Genomic DNA, 16,533 nt, shown 5'->3' with positions numbered 1-16,533 from the left:
CCATATAAAGTAAGGCTAAAAAACTTATTTCAAAAGTTCTTTAGCCTGAGTCATTTTTACACATTTAAAATTTAATACGTACAACGGTACCTTTACCAACTTCTGAATGGATTTCTACACTATGTCCTAATTGCTTCGTAATTTCATGTACGAGATATAGCCCCATTCCAGTTGATTCTTTAAAATCTCTACCATTTTCTCCTGTAAAGAAAGGTTTAAACACTCTTGGTAAATCTTGCTTCGGTATTCCTACACCATTATCAGCAATTTCAAGTATAACATTATTACCTTCCTTACAAGCTTTCACTTTAATCTTCTCTCTACTACCAGATGAATATTTAATCGCATTCGATAGTATTTGTCCAATTAAAAATTGTAACCATTTCGCATCACTTTCTACTGTAATGTCCTTATCAATTTCAAGCTCTGGATATACAAAATTCCGGATAAAGAACCGTTTATGCTCATGTACCGAATCATTCACTATTTTATATAGTTGTACTCTTTCTACATAAAAATCTTGTGTAAATGCTTCTAAACGTGCGACATACAGAGCCATTTCTAATCCCTTTTTTAATCGATCAGTTTCCTCATTTATACTTTCAAAACGTGAATCTACTTCATCCTGTGTAATTAATTCTATTACAGATAAAGGTGTTTTCATTTGATGAATCCACTGATTCATAAAGGTTAAATGGTCATTATTTTTTCTCTCTTGCATTTGCAGCTGATTTTGATAATGTCGATATTGCACCTCAAGTAGTTCTTGAAGAGCAGCCGATACAGCTGCAAAATCAGATTTTTGAACAGATTCATCCAAAGATTGCATCGGGTTTGCTAAGCGCTCATAAAAAGAACGATGTGTAAAATAACGAAACACTAAATAACTTCCCATAAAGAAAACACCTAGAAACATTGCATATAACGCCGTTGTAATATGATTATGCCCATCAAACCAATATACGAGAAATATAGCTAGTAGTTGAATTATAGTAAAGCAAATAAGTGGTATATGATCACGTATAAACAACCTTATCATTTTTCTATGCCAGTATCCCAAGTAATATGCAATCTATATCCAACACTACGAATCGTTTCAATCGCACCTTCTATATGTAACGTTTGTAACTTTTTACGCACACGTGTTGTATTTACACTTAATGTATTATCATCAACATAAGATTCGCTATCCCATAATTTATTTAACAACACTTCCCTACTCACAACACGCGGATAATTTTTCATTAATGTCTCTAATAAAATAGCTTCGTTTCTCGTTATATCAATCTCTTCGTTTCTAAGTTTCAATACAAGTCTTTCAGGATATAAACAAAGGCCTTGTTGCTCAATCATTCGCTCTTCTAGTTTCGGTGCATAATCTCCATATGCACGTCTTAAATGACTACGAATTTTCGCCACTACAACTTCATAATGAAAAGGCTTCGGAATAAAATCATCGCCACCGTTTTCTAACGCCATAACTTGATCCATCGTACCTTCACGAGCCGAAATGAATAGTATCGGACATGTAGAAACACCACGAATTTGACGACACCAAAAGTAACCATCAAAACTCGGTAAATTAATATCTAATAAAACTAACTCTGGTTGTTCATCTAAAAAAATGTCTAATACATTTTGAAAGTCCGATACAATAACTCCTTGATAACCATATTTCGCAACATATGTTGATAATAGTTCTGCAATTTTCATATCGTCTTCTACAATCATAATTTTGACCATTATTGAACTCCTTTTTAATCCACAATCTCAAATATACTTATATAAAATAAATACTACCTCTTTTCACAAAATCCGTAAATTAAAAAAAGGATGCTTTTATACAAAAGTATCCTTTTTCGTCCCTTATCTATTTAATATGAAATTTACTAAAAGTAAATCCTAGTTTCTCCACATAATCCATCCCTAATTCCATACGCGCCGTTTTCAACGGATCCACAACTTGGCAAACTTTTAAATTACCTGCTGCCGATAATAAAAGAGTTGCATCAGCTTTAGACACTGCTAATTCTTCATGTAAAAATGTTACCATATTATGTACAGCACGACTTGCTGCATCATCTAACAATTTCTCTGAAGCAATCGTCATCATTTTTCCTTTTTGAATAGCCATTGGTAACGGCCATTTCTTTTCTTTTATAATTTGAACTGTCACCGTTACCTCACCAGCAACCTCTACACCACTAACACCAATTTCACCATCACCCATCGCTGCGTGTAAATCACCTAACGCTAATAGTGCTCCTGGGACATTAACTGGTAGTAGTAATGTTGTTCCTTCTTTAATCTCTTTACAGTCCATATTCCCGCCGTGATCATGCGGTGTGCCACATGAAATGCTCTCTTCTTTCGGTGCAGTACCAATTACCCCAATCATTGGATTAATCGGGATTTGTAGTTCACTTGAAAACAAAACATGTTCATTATGTATTGGGACAATTTTCACTGTATTTTCATTTAACTCATCACCTATTACACCAAGGTTTGCACCTGTAGTCAAAACGCCCTGCTCTGCAATTTTAATCTTTTCAATCGTTACGGCTAATATATCGCCAGGTTCTGCTCCTTTAACATATACAGGTCCAGTGGCTGGATTAATTCGGTTCCAATCTAATTCTTGAAACACAACATCTTCAGAATCGATTTGATTTTCAAAGCAATCATATGTTTCAAATACAAGACTGCTCCCAATTTCCACTTCCATACAAGGCTTATTTTCTGGTGACATTGAGTAAATAATATGGTCTTTATGAATTCGATACATAATACCTCTCCCTTTTATATTTATCTACTATTACTAATTAGCTCTTTTTATACAAGCTCCTCTTAAAATTAAATGTTATTTTTATGTAAAAAAGCACGCAGATTGTTTTATAACATACACTCTTTACTATAACAGAAAGGTGGTATCACTATGCCCCTTATTCCATACAACGAAAGTGATGTTGATTTACTAGCTCGTTTAATTCGTGCTGAAGCTGAAGGCGAAGGTCGCCAAGGTGAGGAGTTAGTTGGATGCGTTGTAGTAAACCGTGTATTTTGTGATTGCTTAGATTTTAAACAACTCCGTACCGTACGCGACGCTGTATATCAAAGCCCCGGCGGATTTGAAGCAGTACAATATGGATATTTTTACCAACGAGCTCGTGAATCAGAAAAAGAAATCGCACGAAAAGTTTTACAAGGTGAATGGCGCTGGCCTGCACGATGGGCTCTTTGGTATTTCCGTCCAGTCGGAGCTTGTCCACCTGAATGGTATAATCAGCCATTTGTAGGACAGTTTAAAAGCCATTGTTTTTATGAGCCAAGTGGTGATGAATGTCCAAAAATGTATTCACGATAGTAAAAAAGAAAACACCGAAAGTACCTGCTTTTATATATACTTTCGGTGTTTTCTTTTTATTCAAGTAATCTAATAGTAAGATAAAATATTTAACTCCTATAACATTTTATTAATCGAATATTCAACATGTACTGAAGTTTCTTAGACTAATAGAAACCAAATGCTATATAAGAGATTATCACTAAATAACAACTTTTAGTTTTAATGTATATATTTGTTTATAAAAAAATGATAAACTAATTTACGCATTGGAAAAATTTTATAATGATAAAAAGGGGATCACTATGAAATTACTACGTTTATTTCTCATTCTAACTCTTGTTGTATTATTAAGCGCATGTGGTAATACAGCAGTAAAAGTCACCAAGGTTCAAAAAAACGGCGAAACAACTTTAAACATTGGCTCCCTGAAAGGGTATTACGATGTACAAACGATCAAAACTGAACAAGGAAATGTACAATTTCCTTTTGATGCAACCGTTGAAGAGGGTACAATTTTATTACAAATCACTAAAGACGATAAGGTCATTTACGAAGAAGAAGTCACTTCTCAAAAAGAAGGTTTACTTTCTTTTGAAGCACCAAAATCTGGATCTTATAATTTAATTGTACGCGTAAAGAACGAAAAAGAAAAAGCAAAAGGTATACAAATACATACAAAACTATAAAAAAAACGGCAAGCGAATTCTAGCTTGCCGTTTTTATTTCTAACTCAATTTTCATAATATATACTTATCGATTAAACGAATTGTTTTGTGTATACTTCATCTTTATTTACATTCTATATTTAGACATTATTCTTAAAAAATCTTCTAAAATAAAAATTAAGTTATGATTTCCGGAATTTTAGTTTAATTATCTAAAAAAATTCTTTATCGCTTCTAATTGAATTTTATGACTACACTCATCACAACAATATACCCCGTTTGGTTTCTCTTTAAATCGCTTATATTTTTCACTGCCTTCGTAAACACGAAATATATTCTTACAAGAAAAGCAAACAATCTCATAAAACATCATATGCATTTTCCTCTCCTTGTTTATACACTTTTTTAATCACTTGTGAGAAGGTCATTTTTCTACAGTATAAATTTTAATATCCTTTGACTAAAAGGTTTACCTCTATTCTTATCGAATTATATTAATATCTTATAACGCGAGGTGAACATCTTGTTCAGTAATATAGAATTAGTTTTAGATGCTAAAGCAAGTTTAGCTGAAGGACCATGTTGGGATGGAAAAAAGCAACTTTTATATTGGGTTGATATTATAGAGAGAAAATTATGCATATACAATCCTACCGCTAATACGAACCGAGTAATTGCTCTCAATCAACAAATTGGCTGTGTTGTTCCATATTTAGAGGATGTACTACTCTTAGCTATGGAAAAAGGCTTTTATTCTATTAATGTAAATACCGAGAAACTGACACATATTTTTGACCCTGAACCACATTTAATAGAAAATCGTTTCAATGATGGAAAATGTGATCCAGCTGGTCGTTTCTGGGCAGGTTCTACAGATACATACGGTATGAATGCTGCAGGTTCCTTGTATTGTTTACATCATAATTTAAGTGTAGAGAAAAAAGTTTCACATGTAAATACATCAAATGGAATTGCTTGGTCACCTGATCATACATACTTTTACTTTATAGATACACCTACTAAAAAAGTGGTTCGCTATCAATATAATATACGTACTGGAGAAATTCATAATCCAAGTGATGTAATCATTTTCTCTGAAAATGATGGTCTACCTGATGGTATGACAATTGACGAAGAAGGTTGTTTATGGATTGCACATTGGGGAGGTTCAAAAATAACTAGATGGAATCCATCTACTGGAGAACAAATATTAAATATTCCAATTCCAGCTTTATATGTAACATCATGTACATTTGGAGGACCTAATTTAACAGATTTATATGTTACAACAGCCAGAACAAGAATGACGGATGACGAATTAAAAGAGTATCCATATGCTGGTGGTATTTTTCGAATTCAAACAAATATAAAAGGTTGTCCTACATATGAATTTTGCAATAAAAATATTGGAGTTGAAACAATGTGAACCGTATCGATTACATAAGACAAGAAGAAAAGAAATATCACGACCTTTGCTATGAACAATATAAACTATTTGAAATTGGCTCTTGGCTGTACAAACCGGTTAAAACAGTTATGGACTTGATGGATCACTTTGAAGGACAAAACAACTTGCAAGTACTTGATCTTGGCTCTGGCGTCGGTAGAAATAGCATTCCAATTGCACAAAAGTTAAGAAATACTAGCGGCACTGTTACATGTGTTGATTTACTTAATTCCGCTTTAACAAAGCTACAAACTTATAGCAAAGAACATGATGTATTCGAGGTTATAAAAACAGAACAAGCAGCAATTGAAAACTATCATATTGACTCTAACGCTTATGATTATATCGTTGCAGTATCAAGTTTAGAACATGTCAAATCAGAAGAAAATTTTAAAAACGTGCTTCATTCTATGAAAAAAGGGACAAAAAACGGCGGTATTAATTGTTTGATTATTAACTCTAACATACAAGAAATTGATTTAAAAACGAATGAAGAATTAGAAGCTTTAATTGAAATTAATCTCCCAACCGAAGAAATAATACGTCTATTAAAAAGCATTTATAAAGGATGGAAAGAAGTAAAAGTTGAAATAAAAGAATTAGCTTATAATATAGTTCGTGATGAAAGACACATTCAATTAAAAACAAATGCTATAACGTTTGTAGTTCAAAAATAATCGTATAATAAAGATATGATTATTTCTCTCAGATTTATTTTTATTGCACGAAATTTGCAACTATAAATATTTATGAAACAAAAAATAAAAGAGCACTTGTTTCCGCAAGTGCTCTTTTTGGGGATTTTGAGATATCCTATTAAAGAAAGTTAAGGTTACTTAAAGTTAATAGGTACTTCTATTATATGCTTGTCCTTTTTATTTGTGCATAATCAATATATAAACATCTTTAATCATTCTTAATAACTTTTAATTATAGTTCTCTCTTACATTTTATCGTAAAAAAATTGATTGAAGGTTTATTTACCACGTTCTTATTTGGTTCATCAATTTCCGAAACTTGTACTAATCCATATTGATTAAAATCTCGTTTTATAGATTCAGAATCATAGAAGAACATTTTTACGCCTTCCATTATTTCATAATAGTCTTGCTCCAGCTGTTTTCCTTTTCCGTACATTGGGGCTTTTTGAGAAACAGTTGTAAAAACCATATATCCGCCTGGTTTTAACTGATTATAACAATCTTCAATAAATTCCTCTCTTTCCTGTTCATTCAACAAATGAAGAAGTGCATGACTAAATATCCCATCATACAGTTTGTTATTAAAAGGCATCTCATTTACCGAACCGTGATAGATACTAATATCTTCTAGTCCATTTTGCTTTGCTAAATCAATGGCTGTTTTTGAAATTTCAATACCTGTTACATTTATACCATTATCGATAAAAACCTTTGCATTTCTTCCATATCCAATACCCGGAATTAATATGTCTTTAACGTTCTTTTCAAGAAAAAAATCTTTTGTCAAAATTGCAGATTCTGTAGATTCAAATCCCCACATCGTTTGTTTTTCGATAAAACTTGATTCCCAAAATTCCATTATGTATCTATCTCCTTATTTTCAATCCATTTTTAGTATCACATTAAAAACTTATAAATTTTAACGCTGCGTCTACCTATGCCAAATTAATTTTTTACCACATTCACTATAAGTCCATTGAATATAGCACAATTATAAGCCTATATCTATTATAATGATTGGTTTAAAATCCACCCTATTTTATTAATCCTTACATTTGTAGAAAAATAAAAAAGCCAATACTTCCGTTATAGTATTGGCTTTTTCTCACGAGAAATTATCTTTTTATATTGTACCGATCTAATACTTTTTCTAACATTTCTAAAGTTATTGGTTGTGCTTCTTTTATTAATTGATAACCAATACGACCATTCGGTTCCGCTGTAACTTGCTGTAAACTCTTTACATCATGGATTCCTTTTTCTCTTAATTGCATATATAGTTGTTGCTCCGACATTTTTGCCTGCATCAAATTCTCTTTTACAATCTCTCCGTTTTCAACAATTATAATGCTACTTCCATTTAGAAATTGTTCCACCTTCCTTGATTTCAATTCAAAGAAATGAATGATAAGTAGTATGCTTGCAAATATGATAGCCGCAAATATAGATGGGACTACTTTTCTACTTAATACAGGTTCCACAATAATACGGCCGATTGATACAACTATAATGATTTCAGCTCTTGTCATTTGGCTGACAGATGCACTACCTGTCATTTTCAAAACAATTATTCCAGTAAAAGTTAATATAATACTTTCCAAAATTATATTCATAATAACCCAATCCTTTAATGGTGTATTTTACTATCATTCCCATTAAAGTTGTGTTTTACTTACCTATTAAGTTGTTAAACCCTTCAGACCATGATGGAAATAAAGGTATCCAACCATACTCTTTACGCGCCTTATTATTGGAAGCTCCTCTTTCCCAACTATCTTTCCCATCTTGAACTTTAGGCTTAGGTGCCCCTATCGCTGCTGCATATATTGGTAACCATTCTTTACTAGTTGCTGGATAATTATCTACAATATTTACGATTCCTGAAGGCCAATTAAGGGCTAGCATAGTAGCTCTTGCAGCATCTTCGACATGTATAAACGAGATTATCCCATCTGATGCAATAATCTCATTATTACGAACTTGATTTGCTATTAATCCGTTTTCCGCATACCATGTTCCTGGTCCGTATAATGTGCCATAACGAAGTATTACCGATTCAGGTAACTCAGTAACAGCTTCTTCTAATTTCAATATGCCATTAACAGTGACTTGTCGAGGCATGGAAGCAGTAATATGTAGTGAATCTTTTTCAGTCGCAAATGTATCCCCTGGTTCATACGCCCATGAAATACTTTGAGCGATTATTTTCTGTACCCCTACATTTTTAGCTGCATCGACAAGGTTACGAGTGCCTTTTGTTCTAATTTTTGCATTATCCTCAAAATCCCATGAAGATAATGACGTTAATTGATGAATAACTACATCGGGATTTGTTTCTTCTAATACAGAAAATACAGCCTTTCTATTAAATACATCAGCTATTACTGGTATGGCACCAACCTTTTTCATTGCTTCTACTTGCGAAGTATTACGGATCATCGCAAAAACTGTATGCCCATTTTTTATTAACATTGGCAATAAAGAACGTCCTATTACACCCGTTGCACCTGCTACAAATATTTTCATATATGTTCCTCCTCATTTAGTAATCATAAATGTGACGAAACATTTGTAAGGTATGTGACAAATATTTGCTCATTTTTTTCGTTATTCATATGAAACATATACTTTTAATGGTTTAATTATCCCTAAACTCAATTCATCAAAGCATTGTATGAGTGAAGTATAATGTATTTCATGTTGAAAGATCTCTTCTATAAATGGTGTTTTTCCTATTTCTTCAAAAAACCAATCTGCATGCTTTTGATAATCGTATCCATCACTTGATCCAATGATTTGCAATTCTTTCTGATAAAAGTTAGCAGTTAATGTTAGTTCTTCTATATTACCATACAGATAGTATACATATTTTACCATTAGTTTTAAGAGCTTTTTGCAAAGTATGGAACCCACTATTTGTAGCAGAACATTCGAAACCATAATTATATGTTTCTATTATTTTCTCTTCTGAATCATATATGTTTTTCGGACCAAACTTCTTTGCAAAATCTCTTCTATTTTTATTAGGCTCAACAACATCCACGTGCTCAATGCCTACATAGTATTTTAAGAAATAACAAGCGAACAAACCAATAACTCCCATTCCAGTTATAAGTACTTTTTCATCATGTCGCGGGTTTAGTTTCAATACTCCTTTAGCAGCATCACATGAAAGAATGGATAATAAAGCAACTTTAGGTTGTATAGAACTAGGCACTCGAATTACTTTATGTACCTTAACTATCCCTATCGTTTCATGTCCATAAAAAGAAACTACTTTATCACCTACGTTTACATGTGTTACTTGATTACCAATTTGAATTACTTCACCATAACTTTCATATCCAGTTTTTCTTGGATAAGAAGGATTCGTTTCCGTAATATCGGATCCATTATACTGTGGTAACTCGGCCCCAATGCTTATCGCTCCTGCGATTGTTTTAACGATAATTTCATCGTCCTGTATGTCCTTAATTTCATTTGTTTCCCACTCAAGTTGTTTAGGCCCTTTTACAATTAACTTATATTGTTCCATTTATATCCTCTCTTTTTATAAAGATGTTATAAGTAATATTGTTATCCATCTAGATTTCGACTAAATTTATTTACCTAATAGATGATAAATTACCCTTGCCCACGTTTATACCTTTAATGCTCCTGTACCTTTCTGTTCAGCGTCTAATACTTTAAGATTACTATTCTGATAACATTTTAAGAAAAGTCGTTGCCGCCCAAATGAAATACGCAAGTTGCGTCACGATATACATCGTAATTTCAAAACCTGTAAGCTTTCTTTCCCTTTTTATTTTCTTTAAATATCTATAAAAACAAAATGAACATAAGATCAGTAAAACAATAGACATTTGATATAGATTATCCACTAAAAGAACTGCCATTTATTTCATCACCTTTCCAATAGAAAGCGGGCTATAGTTCAAGCATACCATAAAAAAAGGAATTAATTACCATGTAGTCTAGAGCAAATATTACCCAATTAAAACCAGTCACCTTTTTGAATTTATTCAATACAATGTTATGTAATCGACTACACACGATATAATAGGAGATTACTTTCTTTCACTGCAAATGCTTAGGAGGAAGTTGTACATGCAATTGATTCATAACATAAGAAAGGCATTTAATAACCTATGTAACTACGATACGTTCAATTTAATACACACTATTCAATCATTAAATATTTCACTTCATAAAATAGCTCCTTTTATTACTTCACCAGTTAATCTTGAATACGGAAGGAACATTATCTATCAATCTGAATTTGTAGAGATTTTAGTATTAAATTTCCCCAGCAAAGCAAAGACCTTTGTGCACGATCATGGAATATCTGTAGGATGTATACTAATAGTCAATGGTACGTTACAAAATATAACGTACGAAAATAATAGCGAGCGGATTGAAGAGTTTACAGAGGGAAATATTTTCACAGTAAAAAAAGATACTGTGCATAAAATGTATAATGCTACAGATTCAGCAGTAATAACTTTCCACGTATATTCCCCACCATTAAAAGATGTCCAAATATATGAATAGTCTTTAGAAGGAGGAAATATGCAAAATTTGAAAGATTACTATATAAAGAGCTTACAAGATGGTCGTAACGTTTGGCTCTATGGTCAAAAAGTAGATGTAACTACAGACAAACATTTTGCAGGAACATTAAGTACCATTTCTAATTTATTTACATTGTTTGATGATCCAATACGAAGAGATTCTGTTGGATATGTTAGTCCAAAAACGAAAGAATTTGTTCATACAGCCTTTTTAGTTCCGAATTCCTATAACGAATTATTAATGAGGAGAACCGCTTTTGAAACGTGGAGTTATGCTACAGACGGTGTAATGAGTAGACTATCTGATTACGCAAGATCGAGACTTACTGGCTGGTACGTATCAAAATATTTTTATAAAAAATTCGATGCACAGTTTCCAAATAAAATTACATCTTATTATGAAGAAGCGAGAGATAATCACTTATTCTTAAGCGTAGTTCAACGTGATCCACAAATAAATCGATCTACAGAATCAATGTTGAATACAAACGACTTAGGATTACTAAGAGTTACGAAAAAAACTTCTGATGGAATTTATTTAAGTGGTGCTAAAATGATTGGTACTGCTTCTCCTTATTCAAATGATTTATTAATCTATCCATTAGCAAAACTGACTGATACGCAAAAAGATTTAGCTCACTTTCTCATTGTGGCAGCCAATTCCCCTGGATTACATATGGTTTGTAGAGAACCATTTGCGAATACACATTCAATTACAGTTGATTCCCCTCTTAGCTCACAGTACGATGAAATGGATGCACTATTAATCTTTGATAATGTATTTGTACCATGGGAACGAGTCTTACTATATAACAACCCTGAAGCGTTATGGGCAATAAAGTCAGATGTAGCTTCTAGTAGTTTAGCTTATCACCAAGCAATTGTACGATTAGTAGTAAAGCTAGAATTTATAACTGCAATTGCTTGTGAAATTGCTGAAGCGATCGGTGCTACTACTTATTTGTATGTTCAAGAGAAGCTTGGGGAATTAATTATGCAAATCGAAACAATTCGCGCACTTTTAATTGCTGCAGAAGTTGAAGGTACTACAAATGAAACGAAAACTTATTTGCCGAATTTTAAATATATCGAAACTGCAAGGAATCTTGGTTCCAAATATTATCCCCGTGCAATAGAAATTTTACAATTAATTGGAGCAGGTGGGTTCATTCAACTTCCTTCGAGCTCGAATGACTTCCAAAGTCCGATAGCTGATTTATTGAAAAAGTACTTTAAAGGAACGAATATAGATGCCGAACAACGCACAAAATTATTTAAGTTGGCCTGGGATATCATTGGAAGTCCATTAGGATCTAGACACGAATTGTATGAAAGATTTTATGCCGGAGATCCAATACGAAATACAGCTACGCAATATGTAAATTATGATAAAAATCATTTTAAAAAGATGCTAAGTAAATATTTACATTAATGAAAAAGAGCACTCTTTTCTAAGAGCGCTCTTAAAAAACATATAGTTATTCAGTTACATATATAGTTGCTCCGTCCACAACTGCTACTTTTCTCTGTAATGGTTTCATTTTATTCACCTTTAGTTTTCTTCTTATACATGATCCTTATCATATTTTCTCGTATAGGCTTCCCCATTCTGAGTAACTAATTTTAATGCAATTTCACCACAAACTCCATGTGGTATTTCAAATTCACCTTGTGCATTTGAAATACTACGCATCTTACTTTCAATTGAATCTTCATAAATTTTCACATTAGTTATAGGTTCGTTATTTTGATCTACGATAATACCTCTTGAATACTTTGCAACTGCTATGCATTGATCTCTTTTTTTATATTTAGCCACAGCCATTACACCAACTACTATAGCGCTACATACAAACAAGAGAATGATTTTTCGCCTCAAAACCAAACAAACCCCTAATTCAAATTATTCTTTTCTAAACTGAAAATTAAACTGTCTTAATTGCTTGATTTCCCCAATTACTTTACGAATACCTTCTTCAATCTTATCTTCTTTTACATTCGAAACATTTAATTTTAATAGTTTTTCTTTAGGGAAATTCCTCATATAATTCTTATCAATAGTATCGACACTTATTTGCATGTCACCTAATTTTTGTATAAGTGTTTCTGTAACTATGTTTTTCTGCATTTCTAAACAGGTGTGTATTCCAAATGTGTTTTGTCTATTATATGTAAATAATGATGGATCTTCATTTTGCACTTTTTCTAATGTTTCTGCTAGTTTTATTGATCTATTATAGTAGGAAGAATTAATTTTACTTTTATGACGTTCAAACATACCGCTCTTTATATAAATTTCTAAAGCCGCTTGAGAAATCATCGGACTATCAATATCTAGTATCTTTTTGTATGTATAGAACGCATTTGCAATGGATGGTGGAATGACCGCAACTCCAACCCGTAAACCTGGAAAAATAATCTTCGAATAACTTTTCAAATATATGACATGACTACAATTATCCAAGCTATATAATGGATCTGCTTTTGAATCAGTTTCTAAATCTGCTAAATAATCATCTTCCACTATAAATACATTGTATTTCTTAGCCAATAGTGTGATTTTTTCTTTATCATCTTTAGAATAAGACGTTCCAAGCGGATGATGATATCTCGGTATCGTATAGAAGAATTTTATTTTTCCGGTTTGAAATATTTGCTCCAATTCATTCAAATCGATACCTTCATTCGTACGTTTAATACCGATTACAGGAACTTTATTTATTTCTAGATAATCAATATATAGATGATATGTTGGTTGTTCAATTAATACAGTTTCATTTCCATTCGGAAATGGTATAGAAGTTAATATAGCAAGTGCCTGCTGAACACCTGATGTTATAAAAATATTTTCTTCTTTTGTAAAGACTTGATAATTTGCTAGTTGTTTTTGAATAACTGGTATTAAAGATGGTAAGCCTTTCGGCGTTCCATATACAAACAAATCATTTTTATACGTATCAATAGCCTTATTAATACAATGTTGAAAATCTAAATACGGAAAAACATCTGGATCTGGTGCTGAGGAGGCAAAATCAATTATCTCGTTATTTTCTATAGTACTCTCTGATTTTTTAACAACGTAGTATCCACTTTGAGGGACAGAATATATAATGTGACGCTTTTCTAATTCATGAAGAGCACGTATAACTGTTGCCTTATTACATTCATATTGCGTAACGAGTGACCGTATAGATGGTAATTTCTTTCCTTCTCTTATTTCTCCATTTTGAATCATATTTTCTATGTCGTTTAAAATATGTAAATACTTATACATCTTACACCTCCTTCAGTAATTCTACATTTAATTATATCGATTTTTCATTCATATAGCATTCATTCCTCAATTAGTTAATTTTCCGATCATCTATATCGTAAATCCCAATAGCATATGAATCATTTTCAATCCATTTCTTTACTTCTTCTGTTTTAAGTACCCCTTCAACTTCTTTTTCTATTTTCTGTCCAAGTTCTCTCGCCCCTACTTCATCATCACTAATCTTAGTTTTTATATCAATGGTAACAGGTTGATTCTTTTTATAATTTATTTGCTGAATACCAAATCCTTCATATCCATTCTTTCTCAATACGTCATCAAATATCTGTCCAAAAACTAACTGCCATCTTTGTTCTGCATTTACAATCTCCTTGTTTCTTTGAGATATATTTACTTTATAGGACATAATGCCTTGAATTTGCAATCTTTTATTAATTTCTTTTTTTATTTCGTTAGCATTTTCGCTATCAGCAATCTCTAAATCTACTATTCTTGCTTTTTCATCCCATATAGCAGCACTAAAAAAAGATTCCTGCTTGACTGTCGCTGTAGCAATACCCATAACTATAGAATCTTCACTTTTAGATTCTTCCATTTCAGGCTCACAAGCACACAATAAAGCAAGTGGAAATAAAAACACAAGTAACTTCTTTCTCTTTCTCATGTAGCACCCCTCCATATATTTTCATTTACGATAAACTTTTTACTTTGACATATAAATACCTTCTTTAATTATTAAATTTAACATTATTTCACATTTCCCCCACTTAACAAGGAAATTACAATTAATAAATAGAATATCTCTATGAATAAATAAAAAGTGAGGGATATATAATGCAACGTGTAAATACGATTGATATTAGTAATGTACTACAATTGGAAAAAACTCTTTCGACTTTATTAAATAAAATGATTTCTTCAAAACTAGACCTTGAAAATTGGTTAAAAGAGCAGTCAAAAGTAATTTGGGACATCGAAGAACAATTAAGATCACATTACATCGCCTTTCAATGTAATACGGATGATGAAGAAATAAAGGATACTTTTGAACATGATCAACAATTTGTAAAGCCACTTTTAAAGCGGTACCAAAATTTATTGGATAATAAATATTTAGAGTCACCTTTTCGAATGGAATTAGATTCTAACGTATATGGTTTATTAGATACAAAAATAAAAAATGCTCAAAAGTTATTTTGTGAGGAAAATATCGAATTAGAAATACAGGAAGACAAATTAGTCACAGAGTACTTTGAAATCACTGGAGGATTAAGTGGAATTTGGGACGGAGAAGAAAAAACGATAACAGAATTACAATCCTATTTACAAGATTCGAATCGTGACACCCGTAAAAAGGCAAAAACCATTATTTCTGAACAATTTTTATCTGTTGAAAAAGAACTCCAAAACATATTAAATCAATTAATTGAAATTCGCCATCAAAAAGCAAAAAATATTCAACTAGAGAATTATCGCGATTATATGTTCAAAAAATACGAGCGTTTTGATTATTCAGCGATAGATTGCTATGAACTAGCTGAATCGATACGTAAGTATGTTGTGCCGCTTAAAGATAAAATATTGCTAGAGCAAAAAGATAAACTGCAAGTTGATACACTTCGCCCGTGGGATGTATCAGCTGTAACTCCAGATCAAAAAGTACTTAAACCTATTACAAATGAAAATGATTTAATTGAAAAGAGCACTCATATCTTTAATAAACTAGATGTTGAATTTTCAGCACTTTTAAACCGAATGTATAAACACAATTGTCTTGATTTAACAAGCCGCAAAGGAAAAGCAGCTGGTGGCTTTTGTGAGTACTTACCAGCTTCACAATTATCTTATATTTTTATGAACTTAAATTATACACAAGATGATATTGTCACTTTTATACATGAAATGGGTCATAGCATTCATAACGAACTCATAAAACCATTAAAATTACGACAGTATATAGAAATTCCAGCTGAAACAGCTGAGCTAGCCAGTATGACAATGGAGTTATTCTCGCTTAATTATTGGGATACCTTCTATACAGACAAAAAAGATTTAAAACAAGCAAAAATTAACTTCTTTAAAGATGTTATTTCATATTTACCTATTATGCTTATTGTCGATCAATTTCAACACTGGCTGTATGAAAATCCAAGTCATACTTCTGAAGAAAGAAATGAAAAATACTTACAACTTCAAAAACATTATCAGTCTAGCGTCATACATATTGATGGCTACGAAAACTGGATAGCAACGAGTTGGTTACCTGTACTCCATATTTTTGAAGTACCATTTTATTATATTGAATATGCGATCGCCCAACTTGGTGCATTACAAATGTATAAACAATATAAAGAGGATCCTAAGCAAGCGCTAGAAAATTATAAAAAGGCATTATCACTAGGAAGCTCGCAATCTATAAAAGAAGTGTATGATGCAGCCGGTATTCGTTTTGATTTTTCTGGTGAAACAATTAAAGAACTAATGCTATTTGTAGAAAAAGAATTAGAATTACTTGAGCAATTATAAGAA

18 protein-coding genes and 1 pseudogene are annotated in these 16,533 nt (G+C 32.0%); 7 read left to right on the top strand and 12 right to left on the bottom strand.

The features are described from left to right. Positions 1–64: 64 nt before the first annotated feature. The 3 genes from ACTFRU_RS00835 to ACTFRU_RS00825 form a co-directional block, all read right to left on the bottom strand. On the bottom strand, positions 65–1,039 hold the full coding sequence (locus ACTFRU_RS00835) for a sensor histidine kinase (protein ID WP_002164532.1): 975 nt from the start codon (positions 1,037–1,039) through the stop codon (positions 65–67). Beyond that, positions 1,036–1,743: a response regulator transcription factor gene (locus ACTFRU_RS00830; RefSeq protein ID WP_000239007.1), complete on the bottom strand. Its 708-nt coding sequence runs from the start codon at positions 1,741–1,743 to the stop codon at positions 1,036–1,038. Before ACTFRU_RS00830 ends, ACTFRU_RS00835 begins: the two co-directional genes overlap by 4 nt. A gap of 127 nt (positions 1,744–1,870) precedes the next feature. Next, a complete protein-coding gene (locus tag ACTFRU_RS00825) occupies positions 1,871–2,785 on the bottom strand; it encodes an acetamidase/formamidase family protein (protein ID WP_000285661.1) in 915 nt (304 codons plus the stop codon). Between the two features lie 150 nt (positions 2,786–2,935). Between ACTFRU_RS00825 and ACTFRU_RS00820 the strand changes: the two genes are divergently transcribed. Together ACTFRU_RS00820 and ACTFRU_RS00815 are read left to right on the top strand one after the other, a co-directional pair. Then, the gene (locus ACTFRU_RS00820; RefSeq protein WP_001128398.1) at positions 2,936–3,364 is read left to right on the top strand and encodes a cell wall hydrolase; all 429 of its coding nucleotides are present in this window, start codon (positions 2,936–2,938) and stop codon (positions 3,362–3,364) included. Positions 3,365–3,648: 284 nt separating this feature from the next. Then, a complete protein-coding gene (locus tag ACTFRU_RS00815) occupies positions 3,649–4,032 on the top strand; it encodes a BA_1872 family lipoprotein (protein WP_000771814.1) in 384 nt (127 codons plus the stop codon). Between the two features lie 187 nt (positions 4,033–4,219). On the opposite strand, the gene ACTFRU_RS00810 is transcribed toward ACTFRU_RS00815, so the two are convergent. Further along, positions 4,220–4,390 (bottom strand): DUF2197 domain-containing protein, encoded by a 171-nt coding sequence (locus tag ACTFRU_RS00810; RefSeq protein ID WP_000551048.1) that lies wholly within the window; start codon positions 4,388–4,390, stop codon positions 4,220–4,222. A 144-nt stretch (positions 4,391–4,534) separates the two neighbouring features. Between ACTFRU_RS00810 and ACTFRU_RS00805 the strand changes: the two genes are divergently transcribed. Together ACTFRU_RS00805 and ACTFRU_RS00800 are read left to right on the top strand one after the other, a co-directional pair. Next, on the top strand, positions 4,535–5,437 hold the full coding sequence (locus ACTFRU_RS00805) for an SMP-30/gluconolactonase/LRE family protein (protein WP_197324075.1): 903 nt from the start codon (positions 4,535–4,537) through the stop codon (positions 5,435–5,437). Then, positions 5,434–6,135 carry a class I SAM-dependent methyltransferase gene (locus tag ACTFRU_RS00800; RefSeq protein ID WP_048558496.1) on the top strand — a complete coding sequence of 234 codons (702 nt, stop codon included), beginning with the start codon at positions 5,434–5,436 and terminating at the stop codon, positions 6,133–6,135. The genes ACTFRU_RS00805 and ACTFRU_RS00800 overlap by 4 nt, the downstream gene beginning before the upstream one ends. 253 nt (positions 6,136–6,388) lie before the next feature. On the opposite strand, the gene ACTFRU_RS00795 is transcribed toward ACTFRU_RS00800, so the two are convergent. The 5 genes and pseudogenes from ACTFRU_RS00795 to ACTFRU_RS00775 all read right to left on the bottom strand — a co-directional run bounded on the left by ACTFRU_RS00795 (position 6,389) and on the right by ACTFRU_RS00775 (position 10,055). Then, positions 6,389–7,018, bottom strand: coding sequence for a class I SAM-dependent methyltransferase (locus ACTFRU_RS00795; protein WP_197324077.1), 630 nt, complete (start codon positions 7,016–7,018; stop codon positions 6,389–6,391). A 256-nt stretch (positions 7,019–7,274) separates the two neighbouring features. After that, complete coding sequence (locus ACTFRU_RS00790) at positions 7,275–7,772, bottom strand: DUF421 domain-containing protein (RefSeq protein ID WP_001021411.1); 498 nt, start codon at positions 7,770–7,772, stop codon at positions 7,275–7,277. A 55-nt stretch (positions 7,773–7,827) separates the two neighbouring features. Then, positions 7,828–8,685: an NAD-dependent epimerase/dehydratase family protein gene (locus ACTFRU_RS00785; RefSeq protein ID WP_006929510.1), complete on the bottom strand. Its 858-nt coding sequence runs from the start codon at positions 8,683–8,685 to the stop codon at positions 7,828–7,830. An 81-nt stretch (positions 8,686–8,766) separates the two neighbouring features. Further along, positions 8,767–9,694 (bottom strand): annotated as a pseudogene (locus ACTFRU_RS00780) (zinc-binding dehydrogenase). 160 nt (positions 9,695–9,854) lie between these two features. After that, positions 9,855–10,055 (bottom strand): hypothetical protein, encoded by a 201-nt coding sequence (locus ACTFRU_RS00775; protein WP_000279689.1) that lies wholly within the window; start codon positions 10,053–10,055, stop codon positions 9,855–9,857. A 211-nt stretch (positions 10,056–10,266) separates the two neighbouring features. Here ACTFRU_RS00775 and ACTFRU_RS00770 point away from each other — a divergent pair, with 211 nt between their 5' ends. Further along, a complete protein-coding gene (locus ACTFRU_RS00770; RefSeq protein WP_001176008.1) occupies positions 10,267–10,710 on the top strand; it encodes a cysteine dioxygenase in 444 nt (147 codons plus the stop codon). A gap of 18 nt (positions 10,711–10,728) precedes the next feature. Continuing rightward, entirely contained in the window at positions 10,729–12,162 is a 1,434-nt protein-coding gene (locus ACTFRU_RS00765; protein ID WP_098376322.1) for a 4-hydroxyphenylacetate 3-hydroxylase family protein, read from the top strand. 132 nt (positions 12,163–12,294) lie between these two features. On the opposite strand, the gene ACTFRU_RS00760 is transcribed toward ACTFRU_RS00765, so the two are convergent. The 3 genes from ACTFRU_RS00760 to ACTFRU_RS00750 all read right to left on the bottom strand — a co-directional run bounded on the left by ACTFRU_RS00760 (position 12,295) and on the right by ACTFRU_RS00750 (position 14,668). Next, on the bottom strand, positions 12,295–12,609 hold the full coding sequence (locus tag ACTFRU_RS00760; RefSeq protein WP_197324083.1) for a hypothetical protein: 315 nt from the start codon (positions 12,607–12,609) through the stop codon (positions 12,295–12,297). Positions 12,610–12,633: 24 nt separating this feature from the next. Further along, on the bottom strand, positions 12,634–14,004 hold the full coding sequence (locus ACTFRU_RS00755; RefSeq protein ID WP_069604586.1) for an aminotransferase-like domain-containing protein: 1,371 nt from the start codon (positions 14,002–14,004) through the stop codon (positions 12,634–12,636). Positions 14,005–14,074: 70 nt separating this feature from the next. Next, positions 14,075–14,668, bottom strand: a complete 594-nt coding sequence (locus ACTFRU_RS00750) for a DUF4030 domain-containing protein (RefSeq protein ID WP_049107901.1) — start codon at positions 14,666–14,668, stop codon at positions 14,075–14,077. A gap of 170 nt (positions 14,669–14,838) precedes the next feature. On the opposite strand from ACTFRU_RS00750, the gene ACTFRU_RS00745 reads away from it, so the two are divergent. Continuing rightward, on the top strand, positions 14,839–16,530 hold the full coding sequence (locus ACTFRU_RS00745; RefSeq protein ID WP_197324085.1) for a M3 family oligoendopeptidase: 1,692 nt from the start codon (positions 14,839–14,841) through the stop codon (positions 16,528–16,530). The last annotated feature ends 3 nt before the right edge of the window (positions 16,531–16,533 follow it).

This window comes from Bacillus cereus group sp. MYBK220-1 (assembly GCF_051916445.1).
Lineage (GTDB): Bacteria > Bacillota > Bacilli > Bacillales > Bacillaceae_G > Bacillus_A > Bacillus_A cereus.
This window is presented reverse-complemented; position numbering and strand designations above follow the sequence as displayed.